General features: G+C 67.0%; 16 protein-coding genes and 2 tRNA genes. 6 read left to right on the top strand and 12 right to left on the bottom strand.

The annotated features are described in order from the left end of the window. Nucleotides 1–54 precede the first annotated feature (54 nt). Nucleotides 55–627 (bottom strand): protein-L-isoaspartate O-methyltransferase, encoded by a 573-nt coding sequence (locus tag CSW60_RS21285; protein ID WP_099539036.1) that lies wholly within the window; start codon nucleotides 625–627, stop codon nucleotides 55–57. A gap of 293 nt (nucleotides 628–920) precedes the next feature. Here CSW60_RS21285 and CSW60_RS21280 point away from each other — a divergent pair, with 293 nt between their 5' ends. From CSW60_RS21280 to CSW60_RS21270, 3 genes are all read left to right on the top strand, one after another. Continuing rightward, nucleotides 921–1,118, top strand: coding sequence for a hypothetical protein (locus CSW60_RS21280; RefSeq protein ID WP_099539035.1), 198 nt, complete (start codon nucleotides 921–923; stop codon nucleotides 1,116–1,118). A gap of 113 nt (nucleotides 1,119–1,231) precedes the next feature. Then, nucleotides 1,232–2,305: a glycosyltransferase family 4 protein gene (locus CSW60_RS21275; protein WP_099539034.1), complete on the top strand. Its 1,074-nt coding sequence runs from the start codon at nucleotides 1,232–1,234 to the stop codon at nucleotides 2,303–2,305. A gap of 15 nt (nucleotides 2,306–2,320) precedes the next feature. Beyond that, nucleotides 2,321–4,483: an amylo-alpha-1,6-glucosidase gene (locus tag CSW60_RS21270; protein WP_099539033.1), complete on the top strand. Its 2,163-nt coding sequence runs from the start codon at nucleotides 2,321–2,323 to the stop codon at nucleotides 4,481–4,483. Nucleotides 4,484–4,529: 46 nt separating this feature from the next. On the opposite strand, the gene CSW60_RS23315 is transcribed toward CSW60_RS21270, so the two are convergent. The 4 genes from CSW60_RS23315 to CSW60_RS21255 all read right to left on the bottom strand — a co-directional run bounded on the left by CSW60_RS23315 (nucleotide 4,530) and on the right by CSW60_RS21255 (nucleotide 6,588). After that, a complete protein-coding gene (locus tag CSW60_RS23315; protein WP_143324236.1) occupies nucleotides 4,530–5,261 on the bottom strand; it encodes a hypothetical protein in 732 nt (243 codons plus the stop codon). A gap of 102 nt (nucleotides 5,262–5,363) precedes the next feature. Then, nucleotides 5,364–5,438, bottom strand: a tRNA-Asn gene (locus CSW60_RS21265). Between the two features lie 156 nt (nucleotides 5,439–5,594). After that, nucleotides 5,595–5,669: transfer RNA gene (locus CSW60_RS21260), tRNA-Asn, on the bottom strand. A 214-nt stretch (nucleotides 5,670–5,883) separates the two neighbouring features. Beyond that, on the bottom strand, nucleotides 5,884–6,588 hold the full coding sequence (locus tag CSW60_RS21255; RefSeq protein ID WP_099539032.1) for a glutathione S-transferase N-terminal domain-containing protein: 705 nt from the start codon (nucleotides 6,586–6,588) through the stop codon (nucleotides 5,884–5,886). A 164-nt stretch (nucleotides 6,589–6,752) separates the two neighbouring features. On the opposite strand from CSW60_RS21255, the gene CSW60_RS21250 reads away from it, so the two are divergent. Next, on the top strand, nucleotides 6,753–7,175 hold the full coding sequence (locus CSW60_RS21250; RefSeq protein ID WP_099539031.1) for a hypothetical protein: 423 nt from the start codon (nucleotides 6,753–6,755) through the stop codon (nucleotides 7,173–7,175). An 8-nt stretch (nucleotides 7,176–7,183) separates the two neighbouring features. On the opposite strand, the gene CSW60_RS21245 is transcribed toward CSW60_RS21250, so the two are convergent. The 3 genes from CSW60_RS21245 to CSW60_RS21235 are packed head-to-tail and all read right to left on the bottom strand — an operon-like array spanning nucleotide 7,184 to nucleotide 10,345. Then, nucleotides 7,184–7,621 carry a VOC family protein gene (locus CSW60_RS21245; RefSeq protein ID WP_099539030.1) on the bottom strand — a complete coding sequence of 146 codons (438 nt, stop codon included), beginning with the start codon at nucleotides 7,619–7,621 and terminating at the stop codon, nucleotides 7,184–7,186. 58 nt (nucleotides 7,622–7,679) lie between these two features. Beyond that, nucleotides 7,680–9,608 carry an ABC transporter ATP-binding protein/permease gene (locus CSW60_RS21240; RefSeq protein WP_099539209.1) on the bottom strand — a complete coding sequence of 643 codons (1,929 nt, stop codon included), beginning with the start codon at nucleotides 9,606–9,608 and terminating at the stop codon, nucleotides 7,680–7,682. Continuing rightward, nucleotides 9,539–10,345 (bottom strand): hypothetical protein, encoded by an 807-nt coding sequence (locus tag CSW60_RS21235; protein ID WP_099539210.1) that lies wholly within the window; start codon nucleotides 10,343–10,345, stop codon nucleotides 9,539–9,541. Before CSW60_RS21235 ends, CSW60_RS21240 begins: the two co-directional genes overlap by 70 nt. Nucleotides 10,346–10,419: 74 nt before the next feature. Here CSW60_RS21235 and CSW60_RS21230 point away from each other — a divergent pair, with 74 nt between their 5' ends. Both CSW60_RS21230 and CSW60_RS21225 read left to right on the top strand, forming a co-directional pair. After that, nucleotides 10,420–11,028, top strand: a complete 609-nt coding sequence (locus tag CSW60_RS21230; protein ID WP_099539029.1) for a TIGR00730 family Rossman fold protein — start codon at nucleotides 10,420–10,422, stop codon at nucleotides 11,026–11,028. Nucleotides 11,029–11,132: 104 nt separating this feature from the next. Continuing rightward, complete coding sequence (locus tag CSW60_RS21225; protein WP_099539028.1) at nucleotides 11,133–11,459, top strand: hypothetical protein; 327 nt, start codon at nucleotides 11,133–11,135, stop codon at nucleotides 11,457–11,459. 82 nt (nucleotides 11,460–11,541) lie between these two features. On the opposite strand, the gene CSW60_RS23310 is transcribed toward CSW60_RS21225, so the two are convergent. From CSW60_RS23310 to CSW60_RS21210, 4 genes are all read right to left on the bottom strand, one after another. Beyond that, nucleotides 11,542–11,676, bottom strand: coding sequence for a hypothetical protein (locus CSW60_RS23310; RefSeq protein WP_143324235.1), 135 nt, complete (start codon nucleotides 11,674–11,676; stop codon nucleotides 11,542–11,544). A gap of 191 nt (nucleotides 11,677–11,867) precedes the next feature. Continuing rightward, nucleotides 11,868–12,230 carry a hypothetical protein gene (locus tag CSW60_RS21220; protein ID WP_099539027.1) on the bottom strand — a complete coding sequence of 121 codons (363 nt, stop codon included), beginning with the start codon at nucleotides 12,228–12,230 and terminating at the stop codon, nucleotides 11,868–11,870. A gap of 159 nt (nucleotides 12,231–12,389) precedes the next feature. Further along, nucleotides 12,390–13,529, bottom strand: coding sequence for an acyl-CoA dehydrogenase family protein (locus CSW60_RS21215; protein WP_099539026.1), 1,140 nt, complete (start codon nucleotides 13,527–13,529; stop codon nucleotides 12,390–12,392). A 105-nt stretch (nucleotides 13,530–13,634) separates the two neighbouring features. Beyond that, complete coding sequence (locus CSW60_RS21210) at nucleotides 13,635–14,849, bottom strand: acyl-CoA dehydrogenase family protein (protein ID WP_099539025.1); 1,215 nt, start codon at nucleotides 14,847–14,849, stop codon at nucleotides 13,635–13,637. Nucleotides 14,850–14,892: the final 43 nt, after the last annotated feature.

The raw sequence follows: 14,892 nt of genomic DNA, 5'->3' as shown, positions 1-14,892 counted from the left end.
TCGCTAGTTAAGCTTTTTTCACGCGGACGCTGCGACGCCCGCCCACGCGAAAGCTTAGAAGCTGAAGCCGACCTCGACCTCGAAGCCCGCCAGGATCGGCGGCGAGGCGTCAAAGGCCTGACGACGACCCACGCCGTCCTCGGCGCGCACGTAGATGACGGCGCGGCCGACCGGGCCGGTGCGCTCGATGACGCCGAGGCGGCCGCCGACGGCCAGGGCGTCCTGCCAGCTCTTCGGCGCGACGGCGACGGCGCCTTCGCAAATGATGACGTCGTAGTCGCCGCCCGGCACGGCCTTCAGGTCGTCGCCTTCCAGGCGCGTGACCGAGAGACCCATATTCTCCAGCACGGCGGCGGCGTAGGGCGCGGCGATCGCCAGGGCCTTCTCGCCTTCGCGCGGCTTCAGGTTCTGCAGCAGCTTGCCCACTTCGCGCGGACGCAGCAGCCAGCGGCCCGGCGCGTATTCGATGTCGGCGTCGGCATAGGCCAGATAGGCCTTCGCGGCGGGGACCACCGCCTCGCGCGGCGTCACCCGCAGGGCGTCCTGCAGCGGCAGGTCGGTGACGTCGGCGGTGCGAATCTGGCTCTCGACCATGTTCAGCCGCGCGGCGGCGAAGTCGGTGCTCATGGAATCCCTCGAAGGACTGGACTTTCGAGCAGGCTTATAGGTCCGCCGATCGCCTGAACGCAATGCGATCGCTTGGCGCGAATGGGTTTAAACGCCGTTGGCGGAGGCCTTAAAAGCGCCAACCAGACCCGCGAGGATCAAGGAAAGAGCAAAACAACGCCGTTTGGGGCGCTCGGTGTCCCTTGTCACGCGAGCGCGATTGATCGCCGCGGATTTATGGTAAAGATAGCTCTACCGTTGGTGCTCACCTTAGGGGGGAAGCCCGAACATTTCGGCTTCGTGAGGTTGTTGCCATGCTTAACGCGAATGTCGTGGTCGTCGGAGCGATCGCAGCGCTTGTGGTGATCTATTTCCTGCCGCGCATGAACACCGCGGCGCGAAAGGCCTATGGTCGCTGGCGGCGGCATAGGCGAGACCTGCGCCTGGAGCGTGAACGTCTTGAACGCGAGGAACGCTTGGCGCGCATGACGCGTCACACCTCGGCTCAGTAGGCGCGGCGCGGCAAGGCCATACAAAGGCGAACAGGCGGAACAAAAGGCGCGTTTCGGAACTCAGTTGGTGCGGTCCAGCACCGCTCCCAGTTCCTCGCCCCAAGGTCCGCCGCATGAAGATCGCCCAGATCACGCCCCTCTACGAGGCCGTTCCGCCGCGCCTGTACGGCGGCACCGAGCGCGTCGTCGCTCACCTGACCGACGCCCTGGTCGATCTTGGTCACGACGTCACCCTGTTCGCCAGCGCCGAAGCCCAGACCAAGGCCAAGCTGGTCGCGGTGCGCGATCAGGCGATCAGACTGGACCCCGCGCCGCTGAAGTCGGACTTGGCGGCGCACATGGCGCAGCTCGCCGAGGTTCGCGCGATGGCGAGCGAGTTCGACGTCATCCACTTCCACACCGACATGATCCACTTTCCGTTCTTCGCGGATCAGGCCCAGAACACCCTGACCACGCTGCACGGTCGCCTGGACCTGAAAGACCTGCCGGCCGTGTACAAGCGCTGGCCGCAGTTCCCGCTGGTCTCGATCAGCGACGACCAGCGCCGCCCCCTGTCGTTCGCCAACTGGGCCGGCACGGTGCACCACGGCATGAACGCCGACATCTATCGCTTCTCCGAAAAGAGCGACGGCTACCTGGCCTTCCTGGGCCGCATCTCGCCGGAGAAACGGCCCGACCGGGCGATCATGCTGGCCAAACGGCTGGGCAAGCGCCTGAAGATCGCCGCCAAGGTCGACGCCGCCGACCGCGCCTATTTCGAGGACAAGATCGCCCCGATGATCCTGGGCGAGCCGCTGATCGAGTTCGTCGGCGAGATCGGCGACAGCGAGAAGTCGGCCTTCCTGGGCGGCGCGGACGCCCTGCTCTTCCCGATCGACTGGCCCGAACCCTTCGGCCTGGTGATGATCGAGGCCATGGCCTGCGGCACGCCCGTGGTCGCCTACGCTTGCGGCTCGGTGCCCGAGGTGATCGATCACGGCGTCACGGGCTTCATCGTCGATGACGACGACCAGGCGCTCGAAGCGATCAAACAGGTCGAAAGCTTGGATCGAAAAGCGGTGCGGCAGCGTTTCGAACATCGGTTCTCGTCCGAGGCGATGGCTCGACGTTACGTGGCGCTCTACGAACAGCTGCGCGACGGCGCCGCTGTCTACCCGTCCTTGGTCGAGCTCGCCGCGAGCGCATGACATGAAGGAGGGGCCATGGAGAGTCTCGCACCGGCCATCGAGGCGCCGGTCGATTACGGTGTGACGGCGGAAGTCCGTGCGCCGCAGAATCTCTATGCCCTGAAGGACAAGGACACCTTCATCGTCGCCGACCAGTTCGGCGACATCGCCGGACAGGGCGACGGCCTTTTCCACAACGACACGCGGATCCTGTCCTTCTATCGCCTGACGCTGGGCGGCCACGCGCCGTCCCTGCTGTCGGCCGCGGTCGCTCACGACAACGTCTTCTTTACCTGCAACGCCACCAACCAGGCCCTGCCCTATCCCGGCGGTCCGATGGGGCCGCCCGGCGTGCTGCACATCGAGCGCAAGCGCTTCCTGTGGGGCGAGCGCCTCTACGAGCGCATTCGTTGCGTGAACTACAGCCGCGACCTCGTGCTGCTGCCGATGGCGATCGAGTTCGACGCCGATTTTCGCGACATGTTCGAGGTGCGCGGGACCAAGCGGGCGCGGCGCGGCGTCAAGGGCCCGCCGCATGTCGGCGGCCGCCGCGTCGCCTACAGCTATCTAGGCCTGGACGGCGTGGAGCGCTCGTCCTTCATCGCCTTCTCAGACGCCCCCTATCGCCTCAGCGCCCACAAGGCCGAGTTCATGTTCAGCCTGCAAGCCGAGGGCGTGACCGAGCTCTATGTCGAGATCGGCGCGGTCGATGGGCACGTCCCCAGCCGCGAGCGTTTCCGCGACGCCGCCGCCCGCGCGCGCTGGGACATGCGCGCGCGCCGTCGCCATGGCGCGCGGCTCAGAAGCTCGGGCCGGCTGTTCAACGAGTGGCTGGGCAAGTCGCGGTCGGACCTGGCGCTGCTGACCACGCGGATGGAGACCGGCCCCTACCCCTACGCCGGCATCCCCTGGTTCTCGACCGCCTTCGGCCGTGACGCGATCATCACCGCCTGGCAGATCCTGTGGTTCGAGCCCTCCCTGGCCAAGGGCGTGCTGCGCTATCTGGCGGCGCACCAGGCCCAGGAGCGTTCGGCCTTCCGCGACAGCGCGCCGGGCAAGATCATGCACGAGACCCGCAAGGGCGAGATGCCGGCGCTCGGCGAAGTGCCTTTCGGCCGCTACTACGGCAGCGTTGACACCACCCCGCTGTTCGTGGCCCTGGCCGACGCCTACCAGGCCCGCACCGGCGACGACCGGCTGATCGACGAACTGTGGCCCGCCTTGGAGCGCGCCATGCACTGGATCGAGCATGACGGCGACAGCGACGGCGACGGGCTGATCGACTATGCGCGCGGCCAAGACAGCGGCCTCTCCAACCAGGGCTGGAAGGACAGCGAGGACTCGGTGTTCCACGCCGACGGCCGCTATCCGTCCGGCCCGATCGCCCTGGTCGAGGTGCAGGGCTACGCCTTCGCGGCCTATCGCGGCATGGCGCGTCTGGCGGAACGCCGAAGCGAGATCGGCCAGGCGGCGCTCTGGCGCCAGAAGGCCGAACGGCTGCGTCAGAAGGTCGAAACCCTCTTCTGGATGGACGAGCGCGGCTATTACGGCATCGCCGTCGACGGTCAGGGCCAACTCTGCCGCGTCCTGTCGTCCAATCCCGGACACTTGCTGTTCTGCGGCCTGCCCACGCCGGAACGCGCGCGCAAGGTCTCGGACCAGCTGTTGTCGGCCGCGTTCAATTCCGGCTGGGGCCTGCGGACGCTGGCCGCCGGCGAGGCCCGGTTCAATCCGATCAGCTATCACAACGGCTCGGTCTGGCCGCACGACACCGCCCTCTGCGTGATGGGTCTGTCGCGCTACGGCGAACGCGATGGGGTGGTGAAGCTGACGGCGGATCTGTTCGAGACCGCCAGCCGGATGGGCATGCGCCTGCCCGAGCTGTTCTGCGGCTTCCCCCGCTCGCCGGGCGAGCCGCCGGTCGCCTATCCAGTCGCCTGTCTGCCCCAGGCCTGGGCCGCGGGCTCGGTGTTCATGATGCTGCAGGCGTGCCTGGGCGTCTCAATCGACGCCAATCGCGGCGAGATCGTCCTGGTCGATCCGCGCCTGCCGATCGGTATCGACCGTCTGCGGGTCGAGCACCTGCGCGTCGGGGCCGAAACCGTTGACCTGACGTTCCAGCGGCAAGGTGATCGCGTCACGGTCCACGCCGAGGGCGGCGTCCCGCTGACGATCCGGTCAAAACCGGTCTGGGAATAAGGGGAGTGGCTCCGCGACGGCGGTAGAATTGACCTGCTCAGCCAACTTAGCCTGCAAGGGCCAAAAGCGCACTTCCGCCAGGCGACACAGAATAGGTTTGCGCTGTCTTTTCCCCCAGGACAGCATAAGGTCGGCTGACTTCCATCAGCCCAAATCCCACAAGTCTGGATAGCGCTAAATGGAGCGTTGTTTTCGGCCAAGCGGCAAGGACTGCCGGCAACGGTGGAGGCGCAATTTCCCCTCCAGAAAGGATGAGGTGATCTGGCCCGGCGTCACGCGCAGCAGAACTGTCGTCAAATAGGTAGTCCAGGCGGCCATGCTGTTCGGCCAGAGCTAGGACTTGAACCTCTGCGTCATCTATCAATGCCAAAGTGCGCAACGCTCTCCTTGCATTGATGCTTGTCATTTCGTCCGACGCCAAGCCGTTGACCATCACGCACGCAATGCGCTCCAGTCGCTCTTTCCCCGTTGCCTCAGCAGCGTGCACGATTCCATCGACAATCAACGCGACTGCCTCTGGCCTATTGGGCGACTTGATTATCGCGACCACTTCATCAAGCGATCGTTCGGTGGCGGCGAGTCCATCGTGAAGGGCCCTGACCACGCTCTCCACACGATCGATCCGCTGGCCAGGCAGAGTCTCGATCAGAGCGTCGGCCAATGCTCCCATGCCTAGAGAACCAGCAAGAACCTTGAAGACCTTCGGCCCCCAATCGGCCGCTTGCGAGCCAAGCACCGTGACCAGTTCGGCCCTCTTCGCTGACACATCATTGCTCACAGCGAAGCTCCCTCATGCCACAACGCGAATCTAGCGAGTGCATAGTAGGATTTCGAGATTGAAGATGCGGCTTAGCCTTCAATAACCGGGCTAATTCTGAAGTGGCTCCGCGGGTAGGATTCGAACCTACGACCAGCCGGTTAACAGCCGGCTGCTCTACCACTGAGCTACCGCGGAACAGGTCGCTCTCAAGAGAGGCGGCTAGATAGCCGCCGCGCAGAGTCGATGCAAGCGCCGACGGCCGTCAGATTTGAGACAAATGCACGCGGACGCGCGACGAGAGTCGAGGTCGTTTCGAATGCGGGAAAACTTCCGGAAGGCGAAAAAGAAGAGTGGCTCCGCGGGTAGGATTCGAACCTACGACCAGCCGGTTAACAGCCGGCTGCTCTACCACTGAGCTACCGCGGAACAGGTCGCTCTCAGAAGAGGCCGCGTGATAGCCGCCTCCCCGCGGCGATGCAAGCGCCTTATTCCAAAAAAACAGCCCGGTACGAGACCGGGCTGTGGAAAGTCAGTGATGGTGGTGCGCCTTCCAAAGAAGACGCGCACAGGGTCGGGGAATTATGGTTAATCAGACCTTAATTCTTAACGCCGGGGCGAAAAGGTCGCAGGCGCCCTCGCCTCACCCGCGCTTGGGAATGTCGAGGCCGCGCTGCACGGCCGGACGCGCCAAACCCTGCTCCAGCCAGCGCGGCACGTGCTTGAGGGCCGCGTAGTCGACCAGATCGCCCGCGCCATAGAAGCCAACCAAATTGCGCACCCAGCCCAGCGTGGCGATATCGGCGATCGTGTAGTCGTCGCCCATGATCCACGAACGGTCGGCGAGTCGGCCTTCCAGCACGCCCAGCAGGCGCTTTGATTCGGCGGCGTAGCGGTCGCGCGGACGCTTGTCCTCGTAGTCCTTGCCCGCGAACTTATGGAAGAAGCCCAGCTGGCCGAACATCGGGCCGATGGCGGCCATCTGAAAGAAGACCCACTGCAGGGTTTCGTAGCGGGCGGCGGGATCCGTCGGCAGGAACTTGCCGCTCTTGTCGGCCAGATAGACGAGGATCGCGCCGGATTCGAACAGGGCCAGCGGCTTCCCGTCAGGACCGTTGGGATCCAGGATCGCCGGAATCTTGCCGTTCGGATTCAGCGACAGGTATTCGGGCTCCCAGGTTTCGTTCTTGCCGATGTCGATCAGGTGCGGCTCGTAGGCCAGCCCCGTCTCCTCCAGCATGATCGAGACCTTCACGCCGTTGGGCGTCGGCAGAGAATAGAGCTGGATCCGGTCGGGATGCTGGGCGGGCCAGCGACGGGTGATCGGGAAGGCGGACAGATCCGACATGCGGTGAACCTCGTGTTCGCTCCGGGTCGGAGCCGCCAGGATTTGGCGTCTCGCTCGACGCTTTTCCAGGGCCGAACTCTACCCAAAATGTGAAGTTCGCGCTGGGAGTGCTTTCCTCGCACAATGAACCCGGCTATCGGGAGCCCCCAGGGGGCTACAAGTAAATGGCGAATGCTGACGATCACTGGCCGGAGACGCTGAACCGTGTCGCCGCGATCCTGGATTTCCAACTGACCGGCGAGAAGATTGGGGCGAACACCACGAAGCCCAGCTTCAGGATGTGCGCCTTCGCGCCCTCCGACCTATCCGCGTTTCCCGCGCTGGTGGCGACGGCGGTGCATGCCGGCCTGGAAGTCGACCGGCTGATCTCCCTGCCCGGCCCCGGCGCGTTCGACGCCCAGGCGCGCAAGGTGCGCCAGGCGCTGGCCGAGGCGTTGAACACCGAAGCGCCCGGCGGCGCGCGCTCGCCGTTCGTCACCGGCTACAAGACCGCCTATCGCGTGGAGCTGGCGCGAGTGATCTGGAAGGCCATCGCCGACGCGCCGGTCCGGAGGCTGGAAGACCTGGCCCGCGCGCGTCTCGTCTAGCCCGGCGCCTACCAGGCGCCGGTATTGGGCATCGAAGCCCAGGGCTCGGCCGGCGGCAGGCTGCCGTCCTGCAGCAGCTCGACGGAGATCCCGTCCGGCGAGCGCACGAACGCCATGTGGCCGTCGCGCGGCGGACGGTTGATCGTCACGCCCATATCCATCAGGCGCTGGCAGGTCTCGTAGATGTCGTCGACGCGATAGGCCAGGTGACCGAAGTTGCGGCCGCCGAGATATTCCTCGTCGTCCCAGTTGTAGGTCAGCTCGACCAGCGGCGCCTTGCGCTCCTTGGCCATCTCGACGTCTTCGGGCGCGGCCAGGAAGACGAGCGTGAAGCGGCCCTTGTCGTTCTCCATCCGGGACACTTCCTGGAGGCCCAGGCCCTCGCAGTAGAACCGCAGCGAGGCGTCCAGATCGCGGACGCGGACCATGGTGTGCAGATAGCGCAAGGGAAGCTCCTCTCGAAAGCGTCGTCGATATAGTGGTCGTTGGCGAAGCGGCGAAGCCCTAAACCGGCTCGCGCTCTCGCGTCTGCCGACGCCACAGCGCCGCGTATTCGCCGCCGGCCTCCAGCAAAGCCTCGTGGCGGCCGCGCTCGACCACCTTGCCCCGCCGCAGCACCACGATCTCGTCGGCGTCGGCGATGGTCGAGAGGCGGTGGGCCACGACCAGCGTCGTACGACCGGCGCGCGCCTTGCGCAGCGTCGCCTGGATCGCGGCCTCGGTGCGGCTGTCGAGCGCGCTGGTCGCCTCGTCCAGGATCAGCACGCGCGGACTGGCCAGCAGCGCGCGGGCGATGCCGACGCGCTGACGCTCGCCGCCCGAGAGCTTCAAGCCCCGCTCCCCGACCTTGGTGGCCATGCCGTCTGGCAGGTTGCGGATGAACTCGCCAAGCTCCGCGGCCTCGGCCGCCGCCCAGACCTCGGCCTCGGTCGCCTCTGGCCGCGCGAAGGCGATGTTGGCGGCTAGGGTGTCGTTGAACAGCGCCACGTCCTGGGGCACCAGCGCCACCGCGCGCCGCAGCGAGGCCTGGGTCAGGGCGCGAAGATCGTGACCGTCCAGCGTGATCCGGCCCGACTGCGGATCGATCATCCGCAAGGCCAGCCGCACCAGGGTGGTCTTGCCCGCGCCCGAGGGGCCGACGATGGCGACGGTCGTTCCCGGCGCGATCGCCAGGGTGACGTCGGCCAAGCCCTCGGACCGCGCGCCGTGACGGAAGGAGACCTTCTCGAAGGCCACCGCCCCGCCCCTGCGATCCACGCTGGGCGGCAGGTCGATGGCGTCCGGCGCGTCGGCCACGTCGGCGGTCTGCCGGCGCAGGTCCATCATCGATTCCATGTCGATCAGGGACTGGCGAATCTCGCGATAGGCGAAGCCCAGGATGTTCAGCGGGGCGTAGAGATTGATCAGGATCAGGATGGCGGCGGTCACGTCGCCCGGACCGATGCGGCCGGCCGCCGCCTCCGCCCCCGCCAGCACCGCCATGCCGCCAAGGCCCACGCTCATCACCGCCGCCTGCACCATGTTCAGCAGGTTCAGCGAGTTGGTCGCCTTGATCTGAGCCTCGCCATAGCGATCCAGCGCGCCGCCATAGCCGGCCACCGCGCGCGCCTCGGCGCCGAACGACTTGACGGTCTCGTAGTTCAGCAGAGCGTCGACGGCCCGCCCGGCGGCCTCGGCGTCGGCTTCGTTCAGGGCGCGGCGATGGCCGATGCGCCAGTCGGAGATCGCGAAGGTCAGGTAGCCGTAGACCGCGACGGTGCCGAGGGCGATGGCCGCGAACCGCCAGTCATAGGCCTTGGCCAGCACGACGGCGGCCATGATCAGTTCGACGCCCGTGGGCGCCAGGTTGAAGGCCAGGCTCCGCAGCAGAAAGTCCATCGACCGCGCGCCGCGATCGATTACCCGCGACAGCGAGCCGGTCCGCTTGGACTGGTGGAAGTCGATCGACAGCGACAGGGCGTGCGCGAAGGTCTCGACCGCTGCCCGGTTCTGGGCGGCCTGGGCGACGGGCGTGAAGATCGTGTCCCGGGCCTGCGGCGCGGCGGCCGAGACGAACCGCACGAACGCCCAGCCCAGGGCGAGGCCCGCGAAAGCCCAGGTCACGGCGACCGCCGCGCTTTGGCCGGCCGACAGCTGGTTGACCGCCTTGCCCAGCATCAGGGGGGCCAGCACGCCGAGGGCCTTGCCCGCCAGCGTCAGGACCAGAGCGACCGTGACCCGCCAACGCAACCCCGGCGCGCCGGAGCGCATGACCAGGCGCACGAGGTCGCCCATCGCGCTCCAGAACCGCACGGGCTGCTCGGCCTTGGCGATGGCGCCGGGAACCGCTTCGCGTCCAGCGGAGGGCGGACCGCCCATGCCCCTCATCGCGGACCGCCGATCAGCAGGGTGGTCTGGACGCCGCCGCCCGGCGTCATCCAGTCGACCCGCCAGCCCTGCGGCGTACGTTCCGCCCGCACCGGCCCGGTGACCAGCGGTTGCGGCGGCGAGGTGACGACCGACACGGCGGTTTCCCCGCCCTCGCCCGCGACCTGGATGTCGTGGCCGCCCGGCGCCAGGGCGGCGGTCAGCGAGATGAAGAACCGCCCCTCGTCGTCGGTCCGCCCGCCGCCGCGCGTGACGCGATCGACGCGGACGTTCAGGCCGGCGTCCGGCGCGGCGACACCGGACACCACCGCCCCGCCCTCGCGATCGACGTCGATCGTCAGGATGCGCGGCGAAGACGACCCGGAGGCCAGGCGCTTGGCTCCGGCGCCCGCGCGCAACAGCGCCACGTCGCCGCCCTCCGCCACCATCACATAACCCTCGGCCTGCACGGTGCGGCCGGCGCGAGTCGTCGACAGGCCAAAAAGGCGCACGCCCTCCATATTGGGAACGGTGAGGCTCCAACGCCCTTCGCGGTCGGTCCGCCCAGACAAGGTCTCGCCGGCGGGAGAGCGCAGCCGCACGTCGGCTTCGGGCGCGCCATGACCCGACAGGATCAGGCCGCCGTTGGCGCGCTGGACGCTCTCGACGACGGGCGGGCCGACATAGCCGGCCTCGGCGCTGTCATCGGCCTTGGGCGCGTCGGCCGGCTTGGGCGCGCTCGGCGAACAGGCGGCCAGCGCCAACGCGGCCAAAGCGCCCGCGACGATCGGCGGCTTGCAAGCCTGGAAGCGAATCCTGATCATGCGCCCTCAAATAGGAACGGTTCGAAGGCGCGCGAGCCCGCGCGCCTTTCGTCTTGTGTGTGGAGTGGACGACGATGCCCAACGAGTCTAGCCGTCTGGGCTCGGTCTGCGTCTATTGCGGATCGTCCAACACCGTCGATCCCAGCTACCTGACCGACGCCCACGCGATCGGCGCGAGCTTCGCCAAGGCCGGCCTGAAGCTGGTCTATGGCGGCGGCGGCGTCGGGCTGATGGGCGCGGCCGCCCGCGGCGCGCACTCGGCCGGCGGCGCGGTGCTGGGCATCATCCCAAGCTTCCTGCGTGGCCGCGAGCAACCGTTCGACGACGTCGAGACCGTGGTCGTCGAGACCATGCACGAGCGCAAGATGTTGATGTTCGAGCGCTCGGACGCCTTCGTCGTGTTGCCCGGCGGCATCGGCACGCTGGAAGAAATCGTCGAATTGCTATCTTGGCGCCGTTTAGATCTTCACCAGAAGCCGATCGTGTTCCATAACCCCGGCGGCTTCTGGGACCCCTTCTTCGCCCTGATCAGACACACCGTCGATCTGGGCCTCACCCCGCCCAGCCTGCTGAACGCCTGGCGCGCGGTCGAGAGGGCCGAGGACGTCACCCCCGCCCTGCTGACCTGGGATGGCGAAATCGACAGCGTCGGCGAGCCGGCCACGCTTCGGCGGTTGACTTAGTTTCCAAAAAAGACGCACTATGCCCATGGGCCTACGGTCAACATGGACCGCGTGTGCTCGTGCGCCGGAACTCCCATCCGGCGCGGGGATAGGAGACTAAAGGAATGCGTACCGCTGTTCACGCGGGCCTGATGGCCTGCGCTCTTGTCGCTGGCCTGTCGGCCAGCTCCGCCTTCGCCGCCGACAATGAAGGCGCCTGGCTGAAACTGAAGACGCCCGCCACCACCGCGCAATTCATCCAGGACGGTTCGGTCTGGCGCTGCACGGGCGAACTCTGCACCACGACCAAGGTCCGGGCCCTGCCCGTGGCGCGCGCCTGCCGCAAGCTGGCCGGCCAGCTGGGCGAACTGACCGCCTTCAACTATCGCGGCGAGCCGCTCGAGGACGCCGCCCTCGCCGATTGCAACACGGCGGCCAAGCCCAAGGGCTAAACCGAACACGACAAAGGCCTCCGCCGAAAACGACGGAGGCCTTCTTGTTTGAGGGCGTGGGACCCTGAAGCGACTGGAAAGCTTACTTTCGTTCCGACTTGGCGGACGACTTGGCGGGCTTCGGATTGGACCGACCTCCCACCAGCATCCCGCCCATCAAGGCGAACGAGAACATGGCGTGGTTCATCTTCGATACGGTCATGGCGGCGTCTCCCAGATTGACCTTTAGGACCAGGAGACGCGCGCGGCTTACAGGGGCGGTCCCCTCCTAGTCGTCAGCGCGTCGAGGCTCAGTTTGCGCGCCTTCCCCACGCCGGCAACGCGACAAAGCGCGCGGAACGCGACCTCCGCCGACCGATGAACCCAAGGGCGCGGCGGGAACGGTTTTGTCCGCATACGGCCCAAACCCTAGTGCAGCGTCACGGGCGCGCCATCGGCCGCGGCAGCGCGCTTGGCCTCCTCGACGTCGCCCAGAACCTCGGCGGCCGCGCGCAGGATGGCGGGACTGACCCGCTCCTCGTCGCAGCCGATCGTCTCGGCCGCCAGGTCCGGCAGGTCGGCGCAAAGGCGGATCTGACCCGCTATCCGTTGCAGGATGGCGCTTCCCTGCAGGTCGGGATCATTGGCGACCACGCCGACCACCAGGGCCAACGCCGCCTCGAACCGGGCCGCCGACAGCTTGGCCTCGCGCGCCTGGTCGATCAGCAGGCGGGCGTTGGCCTCGACCAGGGCGACCGCTTCAGCCGTCATGTGGATCTCTTCGCCGGTCATCCGCCTGCCTCCTTGCGCGTGCTTCAAGGGGTTGAACGGACGGCGGCGCGGAGTTGGGCGCGCCGGGCGCGACGGCCGAACAAAAAAGCCGCCTGCGTCGGCGTGACGCAGGCGGCCTCTCCATTCTGGCCTATTGATCCGTACGCCGAACGGCGTTCGTCAGGCCGCCGCGTCGAACGACAGCGACTCGTAGCGCTTCAGATGGTGGTCGACCGAGCCGAACAGCCCCTCGATCATCGTGGCGCGCTTGAAGTAGTGGCCGATGGCCAGTTCGTCGGTCATGCCCATGCCGCCGTGGATCTGGATGGCGTTCTGGCCCACGAACTTGCAGGCCCGGCCGATGCGGACCTTCATGGCCGACACGGCCTTGGCGCGCTCGGCGGCCTCTTCCTCGAGCTTGATGGTGGCCATGTAGGTCATCGACACCGACTGCTCGACCTCGATGAACATGTCGACCATCCGGTGCTGCAGCACCTGGAAGTTGGCGATGGCCGTGCCGAACTGCTTGCGCTGCTTGGCGTAGTCCAGCGTGCCCTCGTGCAGCTTGCGCAGCACGCCCACGGCCTCGGCGCCGACGGCGGCGGTGGCCTCGTCGATCACCTTGTCGACCAAGGCCAGGCCGTCCTCGGCGATCAGGGCGTCGGCCGGAACCGAGACGTTCTCGAAATAGACTTCCGAGGCGCGGTTGCCGTCGACGGTCGGATAGTCGCGGGTGACGACGCCCGGCAGGCTCTTGTCGATCAGGAACACGCCAACGCCGCCGGCGTCGCGCTGGGCGCCGCCGGTGCGGGCGGTGACGATCAGGTGGGTGGCGAACGGCGCGCCGATCACCACGGCCTTGTGGCCGTTCAGGACCCACCCCGAACCGTCCTTCTTGGCCGTCGTCTTCAGGTCGCGCCAGGTATAGCGGGCCTGAGGCTCGCCATAGGCGAAGGCGATGGTGGTGGTCCCGCCGATGATCCCTTCGATCACCGAGGCGGCGCTGGCGTAGCCCGAGTGCTTCAGGAAGCCGCCGCCGATCACCACGGTGCCCAGATAGGGCTCGATGACCAGAGCCTTACCGAACTCTTCCATGACAATCATATTGTCGACGGCGCCGCCGCCCAGGCCGCCCAGCTCTTCCGAGAACGGCGCGCCCAGGATGCCCAGCTCCTCGGCGAAGGCCTTCCAGTAGTCGGCGCGCCAGCCGCTGTCCGAGCTGACGATCTTGCGGCGGGTGTCGAAGTCGTACTTGTCCTGCAGGAAGCTCGCGACCGTGTCGCGGAGCATCGACTGTTCTTCGGTGAAGTTGAAATCCATCCCTGGGTTTCCGTTCTTCTGTCGCCCGGCTTCAGCTCGGGTCGTTGAAATCGTGAGAAGGCGAAGGCCCGGACCGCTCGACGGCCCGGGCGATGGTCGCGTGCGCTAGAGTCCCAGCACCATCTTGGCGATGATGTTGCGCTGGATCTCGTTGGAGCCGCCGTAGATCGACGTCTTGCGGACGTTGAAATAGGTCGGGGCGGCGCGGTGGGCGAAGTCGGGGCCGATCGGGTGGGCGTTGTCGCCGTCGGTCGGGAAGCCGCGGAAGTACGGCGCGCCGTAGTGGCCGGCGGCCTCCAGCACCAGCTCGGTGATCCGCTGCTGGATCTCGGTGCCCTTGATCTTCAGCAAGCTGGATTCCGGACCAGGCCCCTTGCCGGCGGCCTCGCCCGCCAGGGTGCGCAGTTCGGTGTATTCCAGCGCCGTCAGGTCGATCTCCAGTTCGGCGACCTTGCGCTTGAACATCGGATCCTTGATCAGGGCCGAGCCGTCATCGGAGAGCTCGGTCGAGGCGATCTGGCGGATGCGCTCGATGCCGCGCTTGGAGCGGGCGACGCCGGCGATGCCGGAGCGCTCGTGGGCCAGCAGGAACTTGGCGCAGGTCCAGCCCTTGTTCTCCTCGTAGATGCGGTTCTCGACCGGCACCTTGACGTTCTCGAACCAGACCTCGTTGACCTCGTGCTCGCCGCCCAGGGTGATGATCGGGCGCACGGTCACGCCCGGCGACTTCATGTCGATCAGCAGGAACGAAATGCCTTCCTGGATCTTGGCGTTGGGGTCGGTGCGGACCAGGCAGAAGATCCAGTCGCCGTGCTGGGCCAGGGTGGTCCAGGTCTTCTGGCCGTTGACCAGGTAGTACTCCTTGCCGTCGTCGCCGGTGAAGCGTTCGGCCTTGGTCTTCAGGCTGGCGAGGTCCGAACCGGCGCCCGGCTCGGAATAGCCCTGGCTCCACCAGATGTCGCCGGTCAGGGTCGGCGGCAGGAAGCGCTCTTTCTGCTCGGGCGTGCCGAAGGTGTAGATCACCGGGCCGACCATGTTGATGCCGAACGGCAGGATCGGCACGCAGTCGGCGCGGGCGGTCTCTTCCGACCAGATGTAGCGCTGCACCGAGGTCCAGCCCGGACCGCCGTACTGGGTCGGCCAGGCCGGGGCGACCCAGCCCTTCTTGGCGAGGATGCGATGCCAGGCCAGGAAGTCCTCCTTGGCCATTTCCTCGCCCTCCTCCTGCTTTTCGCGCAGGCCCGCCGGATAGTTCTCGGCGATGAAGGCGCGGACCTCGTCGCGGAAGGCGAGGTCCTCGGGCGAGAAGTCGAGATTCATGGCCAGCTCCCGTTCCAATCGGCCTCTCTACGGGAGGCCGTTA

Source organism: Caulobacter sp. X (genome assembly GCF_002742635.1).
GTDB lineage: Bacteria > Pseudomonadota > Alphaproteobacteria > Caulobacterales > Caulobacteraceae > Caulobacter.
The sequence above is the reverse complement of the archived record's forward strand: the minus strand, read 5'-3'. Positions and strand labels throughout refer to the sequence as shown.

Excerpts from the sequence above, each read along its gene's own strand:
- CSW60_RS21285 (WP_099539036.1), bottom strand. The coding sequence starts at position 627 with ATGAGCACCGACTTCGCCGCCGCGCGGCTGAACATGGTCGAGAGCCAG.
- CSW60_RS21280 (WP_099539035.1), top strand. The coding sequence starts at position 921 with ATGCTTAACGCGAATGTCGTGGTCGTCGGAGCGATCGCAGCGCTTGTG.
- CSW60_RS21275 (WP_099539034.1), top strand. The coding sequence starts at position 1,232 with ATGAAGATCGCCCAGATCACGCCCCTCTACGAGGCCGTTCCGCCGCGC.
- CSW60_RS21270 (WP_099539033.1), top strand. The coding sequence starts at position 2,321 with ATGGAGAGTCTCGCACCGGCCATCGAGGCGCCGGTCGATTACGGTGTG.
- CSW60_RS21255 (WP_099539032.1), bottom strand. The coding sequence starts at position 6,588 with ATGTCGGATCTGTCCGCCTTCCCGATCACCCGTCGCTGGCCCGCCCAG.
- CSW60_RS21250 (WP_099539031.1), top strand. The coding sequence starts at position 6,753 with ATGGCGAATGCTGACGATCACTGGCCGGAGACGCTGAACCGTGTCGCC.
- CSW60_RS21235 (WP_099539210.1), bottom strand. The coding sequence starts at position 10,345 with ATGATCAGGATTCGCTTCCAGGCTTGCAAGCCGCCGATCGTCGCGGGC.
- CSW60_RS21230 (WP_099539029.1), top strand. The coding sequence starts at position 10,420 with ATGCCCAACGAGTCTAGCCGTCTGGGCTCGGTCTGCGTCTATTGCGGA.
- CSW60_RS21225 (WP_099539028.1), top strand. The coding sequence starts at position 11,133 with ATGCGTACCGCTGTTCACGCGGGCCTGATGGCCTGCGCTCTTGTCGCT.
- CSW60_RS21220 (WP_099539027.1), bottom strand. The coding sequence starts at position 12,230 with ATGACCGGCGAAGAGATCCACATGACGGCTGAAGCGGTCGCCCTGGTC.
- CSW60_RS21215 (WP_099539026.1), bottom strand. The coding sequence starts at position 13,529 with ATGGATTTCAACTTCACCGAAGAACAGTCGATGCTCCGCGACACGGTC.
- CSW60_RS21210 (WP_099539025.1), bottom strand. The coding sequence starts at position 14,849 with ATGAATCTCGACTTCTCGCCCGAGGACCTCGCCTTCCGCGACGAGGTC.